Here is a 21,156-nt window from a genome sequence, read left to right as displayed (position 1 = left end):
TTGTTAGACAAATTAAAAGATTTTTCATCTCATTTTTTTGTGACAGGAGAACCGATGATTTATGGAGCAGATGTTGCCATTTTGTTAACACTAGCCGGTATTATTTTTGTTCTTACGTATCTTAAAAAGTGGAAGTGGCTATGGCGTGAGTGGCTTACAACGGTCGATCATAAAAAAATTGGAATTATGTATATGCTTTCTTCATTATTAATGCTGTTTCGAGGCGGAGTAGATGCACTATTAATGCGTATTCAACTAGCATTCCCTCAGTGGCATTTTCTAGATTCTAATCATTACAACGAAATTTTTACTACGCACGGAACTATTATGATTCTATTTATGGCAATGCCGCTTATGTTTGCGTTCTTTAACATTGTTGTGCCGCTTCAAATTGGAGCAAGAGATGTCGCCTATCCTTTTTTAAACGCGGTAAGCTTTTGGCTATTTTTCTTTGGCGCCATGCTTTTTAATTTGTCGTTTGTAATCGGCGGCTCGCCAGATGCAGGATGGTTGAGTTATCCGCCGCTTTCTGGCATGCAGTTCAGTCCTGGACCAGGTCAAGATTTTTATATTTGGGGTATTCAAATATCAGGTATTGGCAGCTTGGCTTCTGGAATTAATTTTATTATGACTATTTTAAAAATGCGTGCACCGGGCATGAAACTTATGCATATGCCCCTATTCACGTGGTCCGTTCTAGCAAGCTGTATTATTATCATTTTCGCGTTTCCTGTATTAACCGTAACGCTTGCTTTATTGTTTATTGACCGCTTCTTTGACGGACACTTATTTACTATGACCGGCGGAGGAAATCCGATGATGTACATTAACTTAATTTGGATGTGGGGACATCCTGAAGTGTATATCGTTGTACTTCCTGCATTCGGCATTTTTTCTGAAATCGTTGCAACGTTTTCTCAAAAGAAGATATTTGGCTATAAGTCTATGGTTTTTTCAATGATGATTATTAGCGTTCTATCGTATTTCACATGGGTACATCATTTCTTTACGATGGGTGCAGGTGCTAATGTGAATGTGTTTTTTGCTATTACGACGATGGCTATCGGAATTCCAACGGGTGTTAAAGTGTTCAACTGGTTATTTACGATGTTCCGCGGCCGTATTCAAATGACGCAGCCAATGCTATGGACAATTGCTTTTATCCCGTGCTTTGTTGTGGGAGGAGCAACGGGTGTTATGCTTTCAGCAGCTCCTGCGGACTATCAGTATCATAATAGCTACTTTTTAGTTGCACACTTTCACCAAGTGTTAATCGGAGGCGTTGTATTCGGCTTTTTTGCAGGTTTGTACTATTGGTGGCCAAAAATGTTTGGCTTTAAATTAAATGACCGTCTTGGTAAATGGGCGTTTTGGACGTGGAATATTGGTTTTTATGTATGCTTCATGCCTCAATACGCATTAGGGTTTATGGGAATGACGCGCCGTATTTATACGTATGACTTTGACATGGGATGGGGACCGCTGAACGTTATCTCTACAGTCGGAGCTTTCTTTATGGGCATAGGGTTTATCTTTCAAGCATGGCAGATTCTTCATGGCATTAAGTACGGAGAACGAGATGTAACAGGGGATCCTTGGAATGGACGTACATTAGAATGGTCCATCCCTTCACCGCCGCCGCACTACAATTTTGCAGTGATTCCAACAGTAGCGGGGCAAGATGCGTGGTGGACAACAAAAGAAGAAAGAAAAAAGAAAAAAGCGAAGGAAACAGCTGCTTTCTCTCCGATTCATATGCCTAAGAATTCAGGTATTCCATTTATCATGTCGGTTTTCTGGTTCATTGCTGGTTTTGGCTTAACGTTCCACTGGGTGTGGATGGCGATATTCGGTTTGACAGGAGTCGGAGCTTGTTTACTAGCTCGTTCTTTTCAATACAACTCGGACTATTATATTCCGGTGGATGAAGTTCGGCATACAGAAGATTCAGTAGGGAGGGTTGGCTGACATGGCTTATGCGACAGCGCACCACGAAGAACATCATGATGAACATGATGAAGGAATCAAAGTTATGGGTTTTTGGCTTTTCCTCGTAACGGACTGCATCCTATTTGGAGCATTATTTGCTACGTATGCCGTTCTTGTTAATCATACTGCGGGAGGCCTTACAGGAAAGGAATTTTTTGAAGTTCCAGGATTTGTTTCTGAAACGTTTATCTTATTAACGAGCAGCTTTACGAGCGGATTAGCTGTGCTGAGCATGCACAAGGGAAAAATAAAACCTTTAATTGGCTGGCTAATCGTAACTCTGCTTTTAGGTATGCGCTTTGTGGGCCTTGAAATTCATGAATTTCAAACAATGGTTCATGAAGGAGCAACCATTTCCACCAGCGCATTTTTTACAGCTTTCTATACGCTAGTTAGTACGCACGGGCTGCACGTTTCTGTCGGCATCATTTGGATGATTTCAATTACAATCCAATTAAAACGATATGGAATTACCTCTGTAACAAAGCGAAAAGTGACGATTATCAGCTTATACTGGCATTTTCTTGATGCTGTCTGGATCTTCCTTTACACGGTTGTGTATTTAATGGGGGTGATGTAGATGGAGAACCATGGATCGTTAAAAGCTTATACAATAGGATTTATTTTCTCGATTATTTTAACCGTTATTCCTCTGATGCTGGTATTAAACCATGTATTTTCTAAAAATATATTACTAGCTAGCATTCTAGGAATGGCCGTGCTTCAATTTTTCATTCAACTATTTTTCTTCATGCATATTAAAGACGGAGAGAAGCCTCGTTATAATGTGATGGCTTTAATACTTGGAATCGTCTTTGTTATTACGATTGTAGCAGGATCGATTTGGATAATGACTTTTAACTCTCAAGTTCAATAAAAATGGAGCCGTGCACTCCACACGGCTCTATTTTTATTAATTTCTATATATTGTGATAAAAATCACATACTTTCGTTTGCGCAAGAAGTAAAATAAAAGTGTAGCAAGGAAAGTTCTTTATAAACGAAAGACAAAGGAGAGATTATGATGAATATGGCTTATCGTAACATCCTCGTAGCAGTAGACGGTTCTGTAGAAGCAGAGTGGGCATTCAAAAAAGCAGTTAACAGTGCGAAAAAAAATAACGCTCATTTAATAGTTTGTCACGTTATCGACATACAGGCGTTAAGTCCATCACCTTATGCATTCTATACAGATACACGCTTTCAAGATGCAGAGAAATTTGCTGAAGAACTTTTGAGCAATTATCGTAACCTAGCCATCAAAGCGGGAGTAACAAGAGTTGAGACACTAATTGAACACGGCTCTCCTAAAACAAAAATATCTAAAAAAATCGCACCAGACAAGCACGTTGATTTAATTGTATGCGGGGCAACCGGGTTAAACGCCGTAGAGCGCATCGTAATCGGAAGTGTATCTCAGCATATTTTACGCTATGCCAAATGTGATGTGTTAATCGTTCGCACTCCTAAAGAGGCTGAAGAAGAAACAAAGCCTTTACAAGTGGAACTAACAGAGTAGCGGGCACAGACGAGAAATAAAGCTTATTGTGCATAGCAAAATACAAAGCTCTCACCATTTACTTAAAGAGGGGGGATAAATGTATTTTAGTTGAAAGAAGATCCGAACGAGGAATCGAGATTCTTAATAAAGAATTCGACTCGTTCGGATTTTTTTATTGTGATGGTGAACGTAGATTTCATGTATGCAGCTGTTTCTAGCTGTTGATTGAAGGAGAAAGGCAATGAAAGAAAAGCGAGGCGCTAATGGAGCACATCAAACATGTTTATTAAAGAAGAAGACGGGAAGAACAAGTACATAGAAAACTTTTCCTTAGCTGGTTAAAGGTTCATTTATAAAGGAGTGACGAATATGTCAAAGCTAAATAATCCATTAACTCAATATTTTCATGAAGACTATCCAAAACAGTATCAAGAACCACCTGGTGTCCAAAAAGAAATGAACGTCATCCCGGACTGCGGGGAAAACAGTTACATAGGTGCTGGTAAATTAAAAGGCAGAAAAGCTCTTGTGACGGGCGGAGATTCAGGTATTGGCCGGGCAGCAGCGATCGCTTACGCAAGAGAAGGTGCAGACGTTGCGCTTAATTACTTGCCACAAGAGCAAGCAGATGCAGAAGAAGTACAAAAGCTTATTGAAGCAGAAGGAAGAAAAGCCGTTCTCATACCTGGTGATGTAGGCGAAGAATCTCTTTGCAAAGAGCTAGTAGAAAAAGCTTATAAAGAATTAGATGGTCTAGATGTTCTAGCGCTCGTAGCTGGCAAACAGCAGGCAGTAGAAGATATTGCTGATTTAGAAACGGACCAACTGCGCAAAACCTTTGAAGTAAATGTATTCTCTTTATATTGGACCGTAAAAGCAGCGCTGCCTTATTTACCGGCAGGTGCTTCTATTATTACAACAAGTTCTGTACAAGGCTATAGCCCAAGTCCTAATTTATTAGACTATGCAGCTACAAAGTTTGCCATTAACGGATTCACTCGCGGACTAGCCAAGCAATTAGCTCCAAAAGGTATTCGCGTCAACTCCGTTGCTCCAGGACCTATCTGGACGCCGCTGCAAATTTCTGGAGGGCAGCCAAGCGACGCTATTCCAGGCTTTGGACAAGATACGCCTTTGCAGCGTGCTGGTCAGCCGGTAGAATTAGCAAATGTATACGTATTTTTAGCTTCAACGGATGCAAGCTACGTGACGGCTCAAGTTTACGGGATTACAGGCGGAATAGAACTAGCTTAACTTAAAAAAGCCACTTGCAGTTACAAACTGCAAGTGGCTTTTTTGTAGAGTTATTTCTGTTTTATCGTCTTTTACCTTTTAACGTCTGTACACAAATGTAGCTAAGCGTAGCGAATAACGCTGTAATAAACGCCGAGTGAGACAGTGTAGCAAAGACATTTAAACGAGACACGACAACAAAGATACCGCTGAATATTTGAGCAACGGTTAAAGCAACTGCAATGATGGACGCATAGTAAATATCACGGCGGGTTTCTTTATACTGTTTGATAGCAGATACCATAATCCAAATGATAAGAACAAACAGCACAAGAGCAGCAAATCGGTGAGCAAAGTGAATGCCTGTTGTTCCTGATAGCTTTGGAATAAGCGTATTGCCATAACAAGCAGGAAAGCTTGTACATGCTAAGCTTGCACCTTTGTGACGCACATATGCACCTAAATAAATATCGCAATAGGTAAATATAAGCGTAAACCATGCGAGCCATTTAAATTTGCCTGTAACGGCTCCTTTAATAAAATGATCCGAACGGTCCTTTTGAATAACAAATATTGAAAGTAAAAATACACCGGTAAACGCAATAAGCGAAAGACCGAAATGCAGGGCTAGCGCCTCAGCTGACTGAGGCCAGATAACGGCAGAAGCCCCGAGCAATGACTCGATAACGATAAATGCAATACTCATAATCGCTAAAATTTTCACTTCACGGTTTCTGCGATAACGAATCCAAGCCCAAATAGAAAATGCTAAAACAAGAAGACCTGCAAATGCGGTAATCAAACGATGCGTATATTCAATCATTGTTGCTACTGCGTATTCGGGTATTAACTGCCCGTTACACAATGGCCACTCGTTTCCGCACCCTAATCCAGATCCTGTGGTTGTGACCAGACTGCCGGCAATCATTAAAATAAACATAACAATCGTTGTAAATATAGCTGTTATTTTAAATAAATTTCTCATACGTTGACTCCCTTTGTTGAGTTACTAATTATGACTATAGATTTGATGAATACGATAGTCAAGTAGTAGAGCGTAATTAACAAATAACTGTCACAAACTCGCACATGTTTCCCTTAAAATTGATGTCAGAAAAGCTTTCTTCCTTAAACTTTGTAATGGTTTTTTCCTTTTAAACGATGTAAATATGGTTCCCTACATAAGATATAAAAAAATTATATTAGTGATTTTATACAATTTGCCAAAAAAACTTTAGAGAGAATGGAGATACAATCATATTCCAAAAGTGATAATATAGATATAAATCAAATGATGTTATAAAACCTATCATTTTATGTAAGATATAAAATAAACTTTTTTATTGGAAAGAAACTTTGTTGAAAGGAGAGATAACGATGAGCTTAGAAGCTTTAAATAAAAGAGTAGAAACCGACCTGTCTTACCTTTCCTTCAGGAAACCAACAGAAGCACAGCCAATTACCCCTAAGAGCGGACACGTATACGATGTAATCATTATTGGAGGAGGTCAAAGCGGTTTAGGAACGGCCTTTGGTTTGCTGCGAGAACGCGTGTCGAATATTCTTGTTATTGATGAAAATCGTTTGGGCTTAGAAGGTCCGTGGGAAACGTACGCGCGAATGATTACGCTAAGAACGCCCAAAAACTTAACGTCTGTCGATTTAGGCATGCCTTCACTTACGTTTCAAGCGTGGTGGGAAGCACAATTCGGCTCAGAAGGCTGGGAAGCTCTTGACAAAATCCCAAGAGGAGACTGGATGAATTATTTGCGCTGGTACCGGAATATCCTTAACCTTCCTGTGGCAAATGAAATAAAATTAACGTTAATTGAGCCTGCAGAAACAGGTATCCATCGCTTGCATATTGAAGGGAATGGAGCCGTGTGTCCTACACTGATGGCACGTAAAGTTATACTAGCTACAGGAATTCAAGGAGGAGGAGAATGGCATGTTCCACCTATGATTTCTGAAAAATTGCCGCCTCATCTTTATTCTCACACTTCACAAACCATTGATTTTACTACGTTGAAGAACAAAAAAGTAGCTGTTTTAGGAGGAGGAGCATCCGCGTTTGATAACGCCAACTATGCGCTTTCCGAAGGGGTTGCTGAAGCTCATGTATTTGTTCGACGAAAAGAACTTCCCCGTATTAATCCAATCAGACAAATGGAAGCTTCAGGAATGATTGAACGTTTCCATGCTCTGTCAGATGGTGAAAAATATGAAGTGATGGCTCATTTTTTCGAATACAATCAGCCGCCTACGAATGATACATTTGGACGCGCTTCCTCATGGCCAGGTTTTCATTTGCACGTGCATGCCCCATGGCTCGACGTCGAGGAAAAACACGACAAAGCAGTTGTAACCACTCCTCAGGGAACGTTTACGTTTGACTATTTAATTATTAGCACCGGACTTCTAACAGATCCGGCTCTGCGTCCAGAATTGCAACTTGTTGAAAAACACATCGCCCGCTGGAACGATCATTACAAAGCACCGCATGAAATCGCCAACCCAGTATTGGATGCCCATCCTTACCTTAGTAACGGCTTTGCTTTTTTAAGTCGTAATAGGGAAGGTCAAAAAATGGTATATGGCCTTTTTGCTTTTAATTATTCCGCTTTAATTAGCTGTGGAATTTCTGCATCCGCTCTTTCAGGGCTAAAATATGCGATACCAAAGCTCGTCTCAGAAGTCGCCAATCAGCTTTTTATTGATAACCGCCATGAGAATTTAACCAATTTCTTTGACTATGATGAGCCTGAATTTGTCGGCAGCTGGTCAAAGGACAATAATCAAGTGAAAACAATATAATAAAACTACATTTTTAACAATGAAAAAGGTGAAGCATATGGAGCAGATCTCTAAAAAGAAGATAGCTACTTTGTATACTCAAATTAGCCAAGAAATTTTTAATGTAGGCGTGAATACTCAAAAAATAGATATTATTGATAATAAAATTCTTATACTAGCTCAATCAAAAAGAATGCCGGCATTAGAAGCACTTAGTGAAGAATATAGAGAATTAGTGATGTCTCTTGATGCCGCTTTATCGACTAAATATAAAAAAATGCTAAAGCAAAAAGTGGAGCTTTTATTTGATATTCAGGTCACTTCTTTATTTAGAGACTATGATCCTGTTACAGAGAATTCTTGTACGGTTATTTGCTTTAAATAACTTCTCTATATAAATTGCAAAACGATCGATGAAATCGTTTGTTTCGCAAAACGCGCAAAAGACGGATGCTTATCTTCTGTTTACAGAAGCAAAGAGCCGTGAAGATAGAAGGATTCCCTTCTGTTTTCACGGCTTTTTTTATAGATATTTTCATCAAAAAAGAGAGGGGAAATGGCTAAACACACACTGTTTTATAGAGGAGCTGTAAAAGCGAGTTAAAAGAAGATGAATCGAAAATTAAAGGAGTGAAAAGCAAGTGGCGATGAATGAAAAAGTTGAAGCTCAGCATATGGAACTAACAAAAAAATCAGCACCTAAGCCTTCATGGTTGGATAAGCTGTTTCATTTAACCGAACGTAAAACAGATGTAAAAACAGAAATTCTTGCTGGAATTACTACTTTTGTGACGATGAGCTATATTATCTTTGTTAATCCGACGATTTTAGCAGATGCAGGCATTCCAAAAGAAGCGGCAATTGCGGCGACGATTTTTGCCACTGTCTTTGCTACTCTTTTGTTTGCACTGTGGGCGAACATGCCTATTGCAGTAGCACCAGGAATGGGGTTGAACGCTTTTTTTACGTATACAGTGGTATTGGGTGAAGGGCTAACGTGGCAAACAGGTTTAGGAGCCGTATTTATTTCAGGCGTTGTATTTTTTATTTTAACCATAACGGGCTTACGCAAGAAGATTATTGAAGGGATACCCGCTATTTTAAAAAGTGCTATTTCTGTTGGAATCGGTCTATTTATTGCTTTTATCGGTTTTAAGCAAGCAGGCATTATTGTAAGCAACAAAGAAAATTTAGTAGCCCTTGGTCAGCTTACAAAACCGGGCCCATTACTTGCTTTATTAGGTTTTATCGCGGTAACTGTATTAACTGCTCGAAAAATTAAAGGAGCTGCCCTGATTAGCATTTTGCTAGTATCAATTGCCGGGATGGTGCTGGGCATAGTAGAAGCACCTAAAAGCATCAGCAGCGTGGTGTCGTTTTCAATGCCGAGCATGTCGGAAACTTTTTTACAAATGGATATTAAATCTGCTCTTCATTACGGTCTTTTCTCTATTATTTTTTCATTTACACTTGTGGAGCTATTTGATAATTTAGGATCGATGATTGGATTATCTAAAAAAGCTGGATTAATGGATGAAAAAGGAGAAATTAAAGGGTTAGATAAAGCGCTTATGGCAGATTCTCTTGCGACTGTAGCCAGTGCTGCTATGGGATCTACCGCAATGAACGCGTATGTAGAAAATGCTGCGGGAATTGCAGAAGGAGGCAAAACAGGCCTTAAAGCACTGGTCGTTGCCATGTTGTTTTTAGTGAGCATTTTATTTACGCCATTAATTAGCATTATTCCTGCTTTTGCTACAGCGCCTATTTTAATTATGGTTGGAGCTCTCATGTTAACGGAAATTAAAAACATTCCTTTAGACGAGATAACAGATGCTGTGCCTGCTTTTTGTACCATTATTTTGATGCCGTTAACGTTTAGTATCGGCGAAGGCTTAGCGCTAGGGTTTTTATCTTATACATTCGTTAAATTGTTAGCCGGCAGGGCAAAGGAAATTCACTGGATTATGTATATTATTAGCGCCGCTTTTATTATCAACTTCGTCTGGGCTGCTTGAGTGCATGTATTTACAGTAAAAAAAGACTCCTCAGCTGAGAAGTCTTTTTTACTGTTCGCGTAGATTTTAATTTTTCTTCTCTTACAAAAATAAAAGATAGCGAAGGAAGATATATAACGTTGAAATTAAAAGAGATACAAGCATAATTGGAGCTCCAATTTTCAAAAAATCCATAAACGAAAATTTATGTCCTTTTTTTACAGCCATGCCAGCTACAATTACATTGGCAGACGCTCCAATTAGCGTACCGTTCCCTCCCAAACATGCTCCTAGAGCCAGTGACCACCATAGTACACTGATTTGAGCAGAATCAGGGCTCATTCCCATTCCATGAGCCATATCTTGAATAAGTGGAATCATTGTAGCAACGAAAGGAATGTTATCAATAACAGCTGAAGCAATTCCGCTAATCCACAAAATGAGATAAGCTGACAGTGCGATATTGCCGTCTGTAACGTTTAACGCGCCTGCAGCGAGCTTTTTAATGATGCCTACATCGATTAATCCCCCGACAAGAATAAACAAACCAGCAAAGAAAATAATGGTTGTCCATTCAACAGAATCAAACGCGCTTTCTACTTCATCATGAGTTCGTAATCCAATTACCAATAATACAGCTGCACCTGTAATAGCTACCATAGCGGCATCGATATGTAAAACGGAATGCAGAGTAAAACCTAGAATCGTTAAGACTAATACAGTTAACGATTTTTTCATTAAAACGGAATCTTGAATATAATCTTTTTCATTTAAACTCATTAGCTCTTGCTTTTTACTATCTTCTACTTTTAACTTTTTACGATAGATAAGAACAAGAATCCCCAGCGTAACAACACCGATAATCAGTACTGCAGGAGCTAAGTTTAATAAAAAAGCATTAAAATCAAGGTGAGGGTTCGCTGCCCCAATCATAATATTAGGCGGGTCGCCTATTAAAGTTGCCGTTCCTCCAATATTTGAAAACAGCACTTCTGATATAAGAAATGGAAAAGGATTAATATTCAAAATAGTAGTGATGGAAAATGTAACGGGAACAATTAATAACACGGTTGTTACATTGTCTAAAAATGCTGATCCGACGCCTGTTAAGATTGATAAAATAACTAGAATTCGAACAGGGTCACCTTTAGCGATTTTAGCAGACTTGATGGCTGCGTATTGAAACACGCCCGTTTTGTTTGTAATGCCGACTAAAATCATCATACCCATAAGAAGGACAATCGTTTCCCACTGAATGTGTTCCATAATGGCCTTATTAAAGTCAACAATACCTAACAAAATCATCAATATAGCGCCTAAAAGAGCTGCCGAAGCGCGATTGATCTTTTCGGTCATAATCAAAAAATATGTAATGATAAATATAATAATGGCTGCGTATACATGAAAACTTGTAATGTGTTGAATTGCATTGTGCATAACAGTAACCTGGCGATATGTCATCTAGACATCACGAAGTGTAGATGACAAAAACTTTGGATGTTTTCCAGGTTTTCACCTCATCTTTCATCGTTTAATTTACATCCAACTTTACGGTAAAACTTCTATAAAGCCCGTTTTGCTTTAACCAACCTCCTTTAGGAGCTTTAGTATTCTTCAAAATGAAGACGATTCCTTCAGCATTATATCATATTTATATAAAAGCTTTCTTGTTGATTATTCAATGTAATTTTCCTCCTGTATACTTATTATGCACCTTAAATTCAGTTTACATAATTGGTTTCCCTAAGATTGGACAAAGTTAGACAAAGTTGGAACAGTGTCCAACTTTGTCTAACTTTATGAGGCCAAATCCAACAATAGATTGCTAGTATAAAGCGATTTTACTATTGGCACGGTACTTGCAATAGTAGTTAAGTGAAGTTTGATAATCAAATGAGGAGGCTTACCATAATGAAAACTGCTCAAAATAAAACAGAAAAGCTTACGAAAGAAAAAGCCAGCTGGATGTATCAGAAAATGGTAGAAATTCGAAAGTTTGAAGATGAAGTACATCAAATTTTCGCAAAAGGTGTACTGCCTGGTTTTGTTCATCTGTATGCAGGTGAAGAAGCGGTAGCGGTTGGAATCTGCGCTCATCTTAATGACAGTGACAGTATTACGAGCACTCATCGCGGACACGGTCATTGTATTGCTAAAGGCGGCGATTTAGATGGAATGATGGCTGAGCTTTTTGGAAAGGTAACCGGGTTAGGCAAAGGAAAAGGCGGATCCATGCATATCGCGGATTTAGATAAAGGAATTTTAGGGGCAAATGGAATTGTAGGAGGAGGATTTCCGCTTGCATGCGGTTCTGCTTTAACTGCTAAGTATAAAAAGACAAAAGATGTAAGCGTTTGCTTTTTTGGAGACGGAGCGGGTAATGAAGGGACGTTTCATGAAGGAATCAACTTAGCAGCGATTTGGAAACTGCCGGTTGTTTTTGTTGCTGAAAATAATGGCTACGGAGAGGCAACTCCATTTTCTTATGCTTCGAGCTGCAGCGCGATTGCAGATCGTGCCGCATCTTATAACATTCCAGGGGTACGAGTGGATGGAAAAGACGTGATGGCAGTTTATGAAGCAGCTGCAGAAGCTGTTCAACGAGCCCGCAGAGGGGAAGGGCCAACATTAATTGAATGTGTAACGTATCGAAATTACGGACATTTTGAAGGCGACGCACAAACGTATAAATCAGGAAATGAAAAGAAAGAACATCTCCAGGAAAAAGATGCGATTGCTCTTTTTGAAAATTACTTGCTTTCAGAACAAGTAGTAACAGAAAAAGAGCTTAGAGATATTGATGGTGATGTAGAAAAAGCAGTAAAACGCGCAGTTGAGTTAGCAGAAACAAGCGATTATCCTGATGCTTCGGAACTATTAACGGATGTTTATGTATCTTATTAATTAAAGGGGGAAAAGAAAATGACTAGAAAATTAAGCATGTCTGAAGCTATTAATGAAGCTATGAAACTAGCGATGCGAAAAGATGAGAATGTGATTCTTTTGGGAGAAGATGTAGCTGGCGGAGCGGAAATTGACCACCTGCAAGATGATGAGGCTTGGGGCGGGGTCCTTGGAGTGACAAAGGGGCTTGTACAAGAATTTGGACGTGAACGAATTCTGGATACGCCTATTTCAGAAGCAGCTTATATAGGAGCGGCAATGGGAGCGGCAGCTACAGGGTTAAGACCGGTTGCAGAATTAATGTTTAATGACTTTATTGGCTGCTGTTTAGATCAAGTGCTGAATCAAGGGGCGAAATTTAGATACATGTTTGGAGGAAAAGCTGAAGTGCCCGTCACGATTCGGACGACTCATGGAGCTGGATTTAGGGCTGCAGCTCAGCATTCTCAGAGCTTGTACGCCTTGTTTACTAGCATTCCTGGCCTTAAAGTAGTCGTACCTTCTAACCCTTACGATGCAAAAGGGTTATTGTTAGCAGCTATTGAAGACAATGATCCCGTTATCTTTTTTGAAGACAAAACATTGTACAACATGAAAGGAGAGGTTCCTGAAGGCTACTATACAATTCCGCTAGGGAAAGCTGACGTGAAACGCGAAGGAACAGATTTAACCATTGTAGCCATTGGAAAACAAGTAAATACTGCACTTACAGCAGCAGATCAATTGTCTCACAAGGGAATTGATGTAGAAGTAGTCGATCCGCGAAGTCTATCACCTTTTGATGAAGAGACCATTCTTTCTTCTGTAGAAAAAACGAATCGATTAATTGTCATTGACGAAGCCAATCCAAGATGCAGCATCGCAACAGATATTGCTGCGCTAGTTGCTGATAAAGGATTTGACATGCTTGATGCACCTATTAAACGAATTACAGCACCACATACACCTGTGCCATTTTCACCTCCATTAGAAGATATTTATCTGCCAACACCACAAAAAGTGATTGAAGTTGTATCGGAGTTACTAGGAGATAAATCGCTTCTAAGTGTGTAATTAAAGAAAAGGAGGAGGAAGCAAATGGCTGCAGAGGTTGTAATGCCAAAACTAGGGATGGCAATGAAAGAAGGAACCGTTTCGACGTGGAACAAAAAAGTTGGAGACTCCGTTTCAAAAGGAGATATGATTGCAAGCATTAATTCTGAAAAAATCGAAATGGATATTGAAGCGCCGCAGGACGGTGTGATTCTTGATATTCTTGTACAAGAAGATGTAGGAGTGCCTCCTGGAACGATTATCTGTTATGTTGGAAAGCCAAACGAGCAGCTCACTGAGCAGAACCGTTCAGCAAATGAGCTGCAAGCGCCTAAAAAAGAGGTAGCGGCTGCTATCTCTTTAGAAGAGCCACCAGCAAACGCAGCTCCATCAAAAAAGAATAAAGAAACTGTGCGCATTTCCCCAATTGCACGGAAAATAGCAGAATCTGAAAACCTTAATGTTGAAACGATTCAAGGCACAGGACCAAAAGGAAGAATCACCAAAGCAGATGTAGAGAAAGTGCTGGCGGAAAGAGCTTCAGAAGCGAGTCCCCAAACGGTAGAAAGGGATAACCCCGCTATAAACAAAGAAACGCTTCCCGTAGCGGGCATAAGGAAAGTCATTGCAAGTCGAATGCATAATAGTTTATTAAACAGTGCCCAATTAACGATTAATATGAAAGCTGACGTGACGGATTTGCTGTCTCTTCAGAGAGAAATCAAAGATGTAATCCAACAACGCCATAAGGTGAAAATCTCTCTAACTGATTTTATTGCTCGCGCTGTTGTTCTTTCACTTCAAGAACACAAACAAATGAACAGTGCCTATATTGATAACGAAATTCAACTCTATAACCATGTTCATCTTGGAATGGCCGTAGCTTTAGAAAATGGGTTAGTTGTTCCCGTTATGCAGCATGCTGAAAAGATGCCGTTAGTGGAATTAGCTGCAGAGATCAAAACCCGAGCAGCAGATGCTCGGCAAGGTCAGCTGAGCACTGATAGAATGCAAGGTTCTACATTCACTATTACTAATCTCGGTGCTTACGGAGTAGAGTATTTTACACCTGTATTAAACCCGCCTGAAACAGGAATTCTTGGTGTTGGAGCTACTGAAGATGTACCGATGTATAAAGGAGACGAATTACAAAAAAGAAACTTGCTGCCTTTAAGCCTGACGTTTGATCATCGCGTACTGGACGGAGCACCTGCAGCTAATTTCCTTGGAACCATTAAACAATACTTAGAACAGCCTATTTTACTACTCTTATAGAAAGGGGTGCATTCCGTGAAACCTTTAGTTGTCATTGGCGGCGGTCCAGCAGGATATGTAGCGGCAATCACTGCCGCCCGGCAAGGAAAACAAGTTACGTTAATCGAACAAAAAGATTTAGGTGGAACCTGTTTAAATGAGGGCTGTATGCCAACAAAGTCGCTATTAGCAAGCGCGGAAGCCTATGAGAAAATTAAGAAAGCTGAGCAATTCGGTATCACTCTTCCTTTAGAACAAGTGAAAATTAACTGGGATGGCGTTCAGCATCATAAAACAGCCATTGTAAAAAACTTGGTCAGGGGAATTGGCTATTTGATGAAAAAGAACAGTATTAAAGTCATAAAAGGAGAAGCTTCTTTTTTGACAAATCATCGTCTATCCGTGCGAAACGAAAATCACGTAGAAGAGGTAGAGGCTGAACAGTTTATTATTGCTGCGGGTTCAGAACCTGCTAGCCTGCCATTTGCTTCTTTTGATGGAAAGTGGATCATTCACAGTAAACAAGCAATGTCGCTGCCTGCTGTCCCTTCAGCTCTTTTAATAGTAGGAGGGGGTGTAATTGGATGTGAATTTGCAAGCATTTACAGCCAAATGGGAACAAAAGTAACAATTGTGGAAGCGGCAGACCAGCTGCTTCCTGGTGAAGATGCCGACATCGCATTTACGTTACAGGAAGAATTAGAGAAAAAAGGCGTAAGGATTTATACATCCGCTTCGCTAACAGAAATGCAGCCAAAAGATAAAACAGCTCTATTTAAACATAAAGAAGAGCTGCATGAACTGCAGGCTGAGTATGCATTAATTTCAATTGGAAGAAAACCTAGAGTGCTAGGTTTGGGTTTAGAACAGGTTGGCGTACATTTTTCAAAACAAGGAATTGATGTTAATGAGCATATGCAAACGAATATACCTAACATCTATGCTTGTGGAGATGTAGTTGGCGGAATTCAGCTTGCTCATGTCGCCTTTCATGAAGGCACAGTTGCCGCTTTACACGCATGCGGAAAAGACAAGAGCGTAAATTATCGAGCTGTGCCCCGCTGCATTTATACTCACCCTGAAATTGCAAGTGTCGGTATGACAGAAAAGCAGGCTCGAAGCGAATACGGCGATATTCGCGTCGGAGAATTCTCGTTTACGGCAAACGGCAAAGCGATGATTGCCAATGAGTCCGTTGGAAAAGTAAAAGTAATCGTAGAACCGCAGTTTAACGAAATTATTGGGCTTTCCATTGTAGGTTCACATGCTACAGAATTAATTGGACAAGGAACCATTATGATGCACGGAGAGTTGACTACAGATATAATGGAAGACTTTATCGCTGCCCATCCTACATTATCTGAAGCCATTCACGAAGCTCTTTTGCAGTCAGCGGGTCAGGCCATTCACTCTTAACTATACAAATGCCCTAAGTGATTAAGCCCTTTAAGAATGAAAAGTAAAAATGAAGGGCTTAAAAAGATAAACTAGAGGATGAAGGAATCATGCAAGAGCGATAGGAGTTTTCCTGCATCCTCGTCTAGTTTTTCTATACTTTTTACATAACGTAAGTTTAAGAATCTCTCTTTAGTAATGATAACGTTTTCTTTGTGATTTATAATAATAGTAACAAGCCTTGATTTACTATATTCAATTAAGTTTATAGGGGAGAGGTAAGAAATGGAATCCACACTTTCTTTAAACACATGGAAACGTTTTGTAAACGAAGGAGCACTTGAATCTTCAAGGTTAAACGACATCATTGTGAAATCGTGGCATCGCTGTAAAAGCGCAGATGTTAATCCTTACCTAGATAAAGGCAGATCGATTTTAAAAAACGAAGCTTTTCATTCTCGAAAACAAATGAACTCTTTATTTCTTGAGACAGCTTTGCCGCATTTAGAAAGAATCAGACAATCAGCGGCGGACTTAGGAATGGTTGCTTTATTAATTGACCCAGAAGGCTATATTTTATCTATTACAGGAAATAGACTTACACTGAATGAAGCAAGGAAAATTAATTTTGTGGAAGGTGCCTGTTGGACAGAAAAAGAAGTAGGCACAAATGCAATCGGTACGGCTCTGCAAACGGAAGAGCCCATTATGATAACGGGTACAGAACATTATTCAATTGCTTCGCATCAATGGAGCTGTTCGGCAGCGCCTGTTCGAAATGACGATGGAAATTTAATTGGGATTATTAATATTTCTTGTCCTGTAAACAGAGCTCACCCTTATACACTTGGAATGGTTACGTCCATTGCATATACAATTGAACGGGAGTTAAGCATTCGAATGCACAAAGACGAAATTGAGTTGGTTCATGCTTCTATGAATTTCGTCGATAGCAAGCAGCTCTTGTTGCTTTGCAATTACAAAGAAGTGATTGTGGGAGCAAGCAAAACCGTACGAGAATGTATACCAAAATGGTCAGGGCTGCAGTTAAATACGATTGTACAACAGGGATTTCGTATAGTGATGGAAGTGCCTGTAATTTCAAAAAGACACGGTCATTCTATTGGAAAGATTATTTATCTATCAGAAGAAGCGCACCATAACCAAACAGCTACACAGATCCCTGCTCAATCATTTTCTTTTAAAGGAGAAGCGGGCATAAGCCGTTCCTTTCAGCAAACGCTAGAAGAAATAAAGCATGCGGCTCCTACGGATACAACGGTCTATGTTTTAGGTGAAACAGGTACTGGAAAAGAAGTAATAGCTCAAACAATTCATGAAAACAGCTCGCGTAAAAACGGACCTTTTATTGCTCTTAATTGTGGCGCCATTCCGAAGGAACTTATGGAAAGTGAATTATTTGGCTATGCAGAAGGAGCATTTACAGGAGCACGGCGTCAAGGATATCAAGGAAAGTTTGAGCAGGCTAATCACGGTACGATTTTTCTTGATGAAATAGGTGAGCTTCCTCATTCTATGCAGGTTTCTTTACTAAGAGTATTGCAAGAGCGCAAGATAACGCCTGTTGGAAGCAATCAGGAAATTCCGGTAGACATCCGGATTATTACCGCTACTCATCGAGATCTTCGTCAGCTTGTCAGTGAAGGGAAGTTTCGAGAAGATTTATATTACCGGCTTCACGTGTATCCCGTGCATGTTCCGCCTTTACGGGAAAGAAAAGAAGATATTCCGCATCTGATGCGGTACTTTTGTCAAAAAAATGATTGGAATATGAATTTCCCTAAAGAATTAGTGGATAAATTAATAGATTACCAGTGGCCCGGCAATATTCGAGAATTATTTAATGTACTTGAACGCTTGAAAATCTCACTAAACACGGAAGTAGAAAAAAAGAAGGTATTGAATTATTTAAGTTCTTTAAATCTTGGCAGTCAGAAGAGCATCTCCCACTTTGATACTTCACAAGAAATAGAAGAAAATGATTTTACGTCCTTACCCGCACTAACATTTCGTGAAAAAGTTCAAAAAGACTTAATGATGGATGCTTTACGTAAAACGCAGGGAAATGTGTCACTTGCCGCTAAGCTGTTAGATATACCAAGAAGTACATTTTACAACAGATTAAAAAAATTCAATTTGTAAGCTTAGAGTTTTTAGCTGTTTTAAATTTTTAAATAAGAATAGGAGCTGAGTAGAATGAAAGCATTAAGATGGCATGGCGTTAAAGATGTAAGGTTAGAACATATTGCAGAACCTACCGTCTCTCAAGGGAAAGTGAAAATTAAAGTAGAATGGTGTGGAATTTGCGGAAGTGATTTGCATGAGTACACGGCAGGACCCATTTTTATTCCTACAGAAGAACCTCATCCATTAAGCAAAGATAAAGCGCCGGTTGTGCTGGGGCATGAATTTTCTGGACAAGTTGTAGAAATCGGAGAAGGTATTACGCATATAGAAGTCGGAGACAGAGTAGTGGTAGAACCTATCTATGCATGCGGAAAGTGTGAAGGCTGTAAACAAGGAAAGTATAATCTTTGTAATAAAATGGGGTTTTATGGTCTTGCAGGAGGGGGCGGAGGTTTTTCTGAGTATGCCTCCATACCAGTAGAAATGATTCATAAAATACCAGAAGTGGTGTCTTACGAGCAAGGAGCTCTCGTAGAGCCTTCAGCTGTGGCTCTTCATGCTGTGCGCCAAAGCAAACTAAAGGTAGGAGATAAAGCCGCTGTATTTGGGACGGGGCCAATCGGTTTGTTAGTTATTGAAGCGTTGAAAGCATCGGGTGCATCTGAAATTTATGCGATTGAACTATCGGAACAGCGCAGACAGAAAGCTGAAGAACTTGGGGCGATTGCCATTAACCCGCAAGAATACGACCCCGTAGCAGAAGTACATAAGCGCACAGGCGGAGGTGTAGATGTTTCCTATGAAGTGACAAGTGTTCCCTTAGTTTTAACTCAAGCCATTAACTCTACTAAAAGTGGCGGAGAGACAATGATTGTTAGTATATTTGAAAAAGAAGCCTCCATTCATCCCCAAACAATCGTTTTACAAGAGCGTACAGTAACAGGTATTATTGGCTACCGCGATGTATTTCCAGCGGTTATTAGTTTAATGGCAAAAGGTTATTTTTCGGCTGATAAACTGGTGACAAAACGTATTAAACTAGAACATGTGATTGAAGAAGGTTTTGAGACATTGTTAAAAGAAAAAGAACAGGTGAAAATTTTAGTGAAAGCCGAATAAAAAAAGAGGCTGGGACAAAAGTATTCTAGACGAAGTAAAAAATGAACCATTGATCAAGATTTTTGATTAGTGGTTCGTTTTGTTTAAGTTCTTCTAGCCGTTTATTGGAGGGCAAGACGAAGACTCCTGCGGGAACAGCGGCCGCCTGCGGAAAGCGAATTCTTGCACGGAAATTAACTGCCGTGTCACAAGCGGTTCAGCTCTATCCTATTTGTTCGTCTTTAGATTCGATTCATTTTGTTATGTCTCAACCTCTTTAAATTGAATAAGGTAAGTATGGTTATTTTATTATCAGATTATTCTGTACTATATACAGTATATTGTATACAATATATAATCTAATCATTATCTAATTAATAAAATCAGAGGTGATGAGTGAATGACAGACAAACAGTTTAGAAATGTACAAGACGGAACAAAAGCGGTATGGGCAGGAGAAAAAGAATCGCTTGCTTACAATGCCACTCAAGTTCCTGTCGTCTTCAGCGTAGCTTACAATTATGATGATGTAGACGAATGGCAAGAAGTTGCGTTAGGAAACAAACCAGGCTATACGTATAATCGCATGAGTAATCCTACGGTTAAAGCTTTTGAAGAAAAAGTTAGGATACTTGAAGAAGCAGAAGAAGCGGTCGCATTTTCCTCTGGCATGGCGGCTATTAGCAGCACATTATACACGTTTTTAAAACCGGGAGACCGCGTCGTATCGGTAAAAGATACATATGGAGGAACAAATAAAATCTTCACCGAGTTCCTTCCTAACATCGGAGTTGATGTAACCTTATGCAATACGGGAAATCATGAAGAAATTGAAGCGGAAGTAAATAAAGGATGTAAAGTGCTATATTTAGAGTCACCTACAAATCCTACGATGAAAATTATTGATATTGAAAGAATAGCAAAAGCAGGAAAAGCAGTAGGGGCAGTCGTCATTATTGATAATACGTTTGCGACACCTATTAATCAAAACCCTCTTCAATTAGGGGTAGATCTTGTCATTCACAGCGCAACAAAATTTTTAAGCGGACATGCGGATGCCTTAGGAGGGGCAGTATGCGGCTCTAAAGAATTAATGCAGCAAGTGTATCACTACCGTGAGATCAATGGCGCGACCATGGATCCCATGTCAGCGTATCTTATTTTAAGAGGAATGAAAACGTTAAAATTACGTATACGTCAACAAGAGCGAAGCGCTTTGGAAATTGCTAAATTTCTTCAAAAGAAAGAAGCTGTTGAAGCCGTCTATTATCCTGGATTGGAAACACATCCTCATCATCATATTGCCAAAAAACAAATGAAAGGCTTTGGCGGAATATTAAGCTTTGTTTTAAAAGGAGAAATGGAAGCTATTAAAATTTTGCTGCCAAAGTTAACGTATGCAAATAAAGCCGGCAATTTAGGAGCGGTTGAAACAATTTACGGCCCGGCAAGAACGACTAGTCACGTAGAATGTACGCTTGAAGAACGTAAAGCTCTTGGAATATCCGAAGGACTGGTTCGCATATCTGTAGGAATTGAAGATACGGAAGATTTAATTGCAGACTTAGAACAAGCATTTGCTCACTTAGAATCCGCATCATCTATTAGTAATTAAAAAGACGCTTATTACTTTTTTTAATAAAAATAAAGTAAGTACTTCTTTTTAGTTGGTAGACACTTCTTCAGAATTGTAGAAATTTTGTGGAATAAAGCTGGTAAATTAAACTGTACGTGTATTTTTTCGTCTGATTTTGTAGGTATACTGATAAATTAGATGAAATAAAAATGTTTTTACGCGTTTTAAAAATAAAC

At 39.5% G+C, this 21,156-nt stretch carries 17 protein-coding genes; 15 read left to right on the top strand and 2 right to left on the bottom strand.

Annotation, left to right across the window (positions count from 1 at the left end):
• The 5 genes from qoxB to ACFX40_RS16830 all read left to right on the top strand — a co-directional run bounded on the left by qoxB (position 1) and on the right by ACFX40_RS16830 (position 4,744).
• Positions 1-1,968: a cytochrome aa3 quinol oxidase subunit I gene (qoxB, locus tag ACFX40_RS16850; RefSeq protein WP_377255656.1), complete on the top strand. Its 1,968-nt coding sequence runs from the start codon at positions 1-3 to the stop codon at positions 1,966-1,968.
• Position 1,969: 1 nt separating this feature from the next.
• A complete protein-coding gene (gene cyoC, locus ACFX40_RS16845; RefSeq protein WP_377255653.1) occupies positions 1,970-2,569 on the top strand; it encodes a cytochrome o ubiquinol oxidase subunit III in 600 nt (199 codons plus the stop codon).
• A complete protein-coding gene (gene cyoD, locus ACFX40_RS16840) occupies positions 2,570-2,866 on the top strand; it encodes a cytochrome o ubiquinol oxidase subunit IV (RefSeq protein ID WP_043981923.1) in 297 nt (98 codons plus the stop codon).
• A 147-nt stretch (positions 2,867-3,013) separates the two neighbouring features.
• Positions 3,014-3,508, top strand: coding sequence for a universal stress protein (locus tag ACFX40_RS16835; RefSeq protein WP_377255723.1), 495 nt, complete (start codon positions 3,014-3,016; stop codon positions 3,506-3,508).
• Positions 3,509-3,859: 351 nt separating this feature from the next.
• Positions 3,860-4,744, top strand: coding sequence for an SDR family oxidoreductase (locus tag ACFX40_RS16830; protein ID WP_377255650.1), 885 nt, complete (start codon positions 3,860-3,862; stop codon positions 4,742-4,744).
• A 61-nt stretch (positions 4,745-4,805) separates the two neighbouring features.
• On the opposite strand, the gene ACFX40_RS16825 is transcribed toward ACFX40_RS16830, so the two are convergent.
• Positions 4,806-5,708 (bottom strand): COX15/CtaA family protein, encoded by a 903-nt coding sequence (locus tag ACFX40_RS16825; RefSeq protein ID WP_028408880.1) that lies wholly within the window; start codon positions 5,706-5,708, stop codon positions 4,806-4,808.
• Positions 5,709-6,100: 392 nt separating this feature from the next.
• On the opposite strand from ACFX40_RS16825, the gene ACFX40_RS16820 reads away from it, so the two are divergent.
• The 3 genes from ACFX40_RS16820 (at position 6,101) to ACFX40_RS16810 (ending at position 9,534) form a co-directional block, all read left to right on the top strand.
• Entirely contained in the window at positions 6,101-7,537 is a 1,437-nt protein-coding gene (locus tag ACFX40_RS16820) for an NAD(P)-binding domain-containing protein (protein ID WP_377255648.1), read from the top strand.
• A 37-nt stretch (positions 7,538-7,574) separates the two neighbouring features.
• The gene (locus ACFX40_RS16815) at positions 7,575-7,901 is read left to right on the top strand and encodes a Na-translocating system protein MpsC family protein (protein WP_028408878.1); all 327 of its coding nucleotides are present in this window, start codon (positions 7,575-7,577) and stop codon (positions 7,899-7,901) included.
• 256 nt (positions 7,902-8,157) lie between these two features.
• A complete protein-coding gene (locus ACFX40_RS16810) occupies positions 8,158-9,534 on the top strand; it encodes an NCS2 family permease (protein ID WP_098331571.1) in 1,377 nt (458 codons plus the stop codon).
• An 81-nt stretch (positions 9,535-9,615) separates the two neighbouring features.
• Here ACFX40_RS16810 and ACFX40_RS16805 read toward each other — a convergent pair whose 3' ends face one another.
• On the bottom strand, positions 9,616-10,950 hold the full coding sequence (locus ACFX40_RS16805; protein WP_060747467.1) for an ArsB/NhaD family transporter: 1,335 nt from the start codon (positions 10,948-10,950) through the stop codon (positions 9,616-9,618).
• Between the two features lie 474 nt (positions 10,951-11,424).
• Here ACFX40_RS16805 and ACFX40_RS16800 point away from each other — a divergent pair, with 474 nt between their 5' ends.
• From ACFX40_RS16800 to ACFX40_RS16770, 7 genes are all read left to right on the top strand, one after another.
• Positions 11,425-12,417 (top strand): thiamine pyrophosphate-dependent dehydrogenase E1 component subunit alpha, encoded by a 993-nt coding sequence (locus ACFX40_RS16800; RefSeq protein WP_377255645.1) that lies wholly within the window; start codon positions 11,425-11,427, stop codon positions 12,415-12,417.
• Positions 12,418-12,435: 18 nt separating this feature from the next.
• On the top strand, positions 12,436-13,470 hold the full coding sequence (locus tag ACFX40_RS16795) for an alpha-ketoacid dehydrogenase subunit beta (RefSeq protein ID WP_028408874.1): 1,035 nt from the start codon (positions 12,436-12,438) through the stop codon (positions 13,468-13,470).
• A gap of 24 nt (positions 13,471-13,494) precedes the next feature.
• Positions 13,495-14,724 (top strand): dihydrolipoamide acetyltransferase family protein, encoded by a 1,230-nt coding sequence (locus ACFX40_RS16790; RefSeq protein WP_377255642.1) that lies wholly within the window; start codon positions 13,495-13,497, stop codon positions 14,722-14,724.
• Between the two features lie 15 nt (positions 14,725-14,739).
• Complete coding sequence (gene lpdA / locus ACFX40_RS16785; protein WP_377238039.1) at positions 14,740-16,119, top strand: dihydrolipoyl dehydrogenase; 1,380 nt, start codon at positions 14,740-14,742, stop codon at positions 16,117-16,119.
• 264 nt (positions 16,120-16,383) lie between these two features.
• On the top strand, positions 16,384-18,261 hold the full coding sequence (locus ACFX40_RS16780) for a sigma-54-dependent Fis family transcriptional regulator (RefSeq protein ID WP_377255639.1): 1,878 nt from the start codon (positions 16,384-16,386) through the stop codon (positions 18,259-18,261).
• A 54-nt stretch (positions 18,262-18,315) separates the two neighbouring features.
• Positions 18,316-19,365, top strand: coding sequence for a 2,3-butanediol dehydrogenase (locus ACFX40_RS16775; protein ID WP_028408870.1), 1,050 nt, complete (start codon positions 18,316-18,318; stop codon positions 19,363-19,365).
• Positions 19,366-19,744: 379 nt separating this feature from the next.
• On the top strand, positions 19,745-20,959 hold the full coding sequence (locus tag ACFX40_RS16770; protein WP_028408869.1) for a cystathionine gamma-synthase family protein: 1,215 nt from the start codon (positions 19,745-19,747) through the stop codon (positions 20,957-20,959).
• Positions 20,960-21,156: the final 197 nt, after the last annotated feature.

Source organism: Priestia sp. YIM B13552, from assembly GCF_042787775.1.
Lineage (GTDB): Bacteria > Bacillota > Bacilli > Bacillales > Bacillaceae_H > Priestia > Priestia megaterium_E.
The sequence above is the reverse complement of the archived record's forward strand: the minus strand, read 5'-3'. Positions and strand labels throughout refer to the sequence as shown.

Coding starts and splice junctions, on each gene's coding strand:
- cyoC (WP_377255653.1), top strand. CDS start 1,970: ATGGCTTATGCGACAGCGCACCACGAAGAACATCATGATGAACATGAT.
- cyoD (WP_043981923.1), top strand. CDS start 2,570: ATGGAGAACCATGGATCGTTAAAAGCTTATACAATAGGATTTATTTTC.
- ACFX40_RS16835 (WP_377255723.1), top strand. CDS start 3,014: ATGAATATGGCTTATCGTAACATCCTCGTAGCAGTAGACGGTTCTGTA.
- ACFX40_RS16830 (WP_377255650.1), top strand. CDS start 3,860: ATGTCAAAGCTAAATAATCCATTAACTCAATATTTTCATGAAGACTAT.
- ACFX40_RS16825 (WP_028408880.1), bottom strand. CDS start 5,708: ATGAGAAATTTATTTAAAATAACAGCTATATTTACAACGATTGTTATG.
- ACFX40_RS16820 (WP_377255648.1), top strand. CDS start 6,101: ATGAGCTTAGAAGCTTTAAATAAAAGAGTAGAAACCGACCTGTCTTAC.
- ACFX40_RS16815 (WP_028408878.1), top strand. CDS start 7,575: ATGGAGCAGATCTCTAAAAAGAAGATAGCTACTTTGTATACTCAAATT.
- ACFX40_RS16805 (WP_060747467.1), bottom strand. CDS start 10,950: ATGCACAATGCAATTCAACACATTACAAGTTTTCATGTATACGCAGCC.
- ACFX40_RS16800 (WP_377255645.1), top strand. CDS start 11,425: ATGAAAACTGCTCAAAATAAAACAGAAAAGCTTACGAAAGAAAAAGCC.
- ACFX40_RS16795 (WP_028408874.1), top strand. CDS start 12,436: ATGACTAGAAAATTAAGCATGTCTGAAGCTATTAATGAAGCTATGAAA.
- ACFX40_RS16790 (WP_377255642.1), top strand. CDS start 13,495: ATGGCTGCAGAGGTTGTAATGCCAAAACTAGGGATGGCAATGAAAGAA.
- ACFX40_RS16780 (WP_377255639.1), top strand. CDS start 16,384: ATGGAATCCACACTTTCTTTAAACACATGGAAACGTTTTGTAAACGAA.
- ACFX40_RS16775 (WP_028408870.1), top strand. CDS start 18,316: ATGAAAGCATTAAGATGGCATGGCGTTAAAGATGTAAGGTTAGAACAT.
- ACFX40_RS16770 (WP_028408869.1), top strand. CDS start 19,745: ATGACAGACAAACAGTTTAGAAATGTACAAGACGGAACAAAAGCGGTA.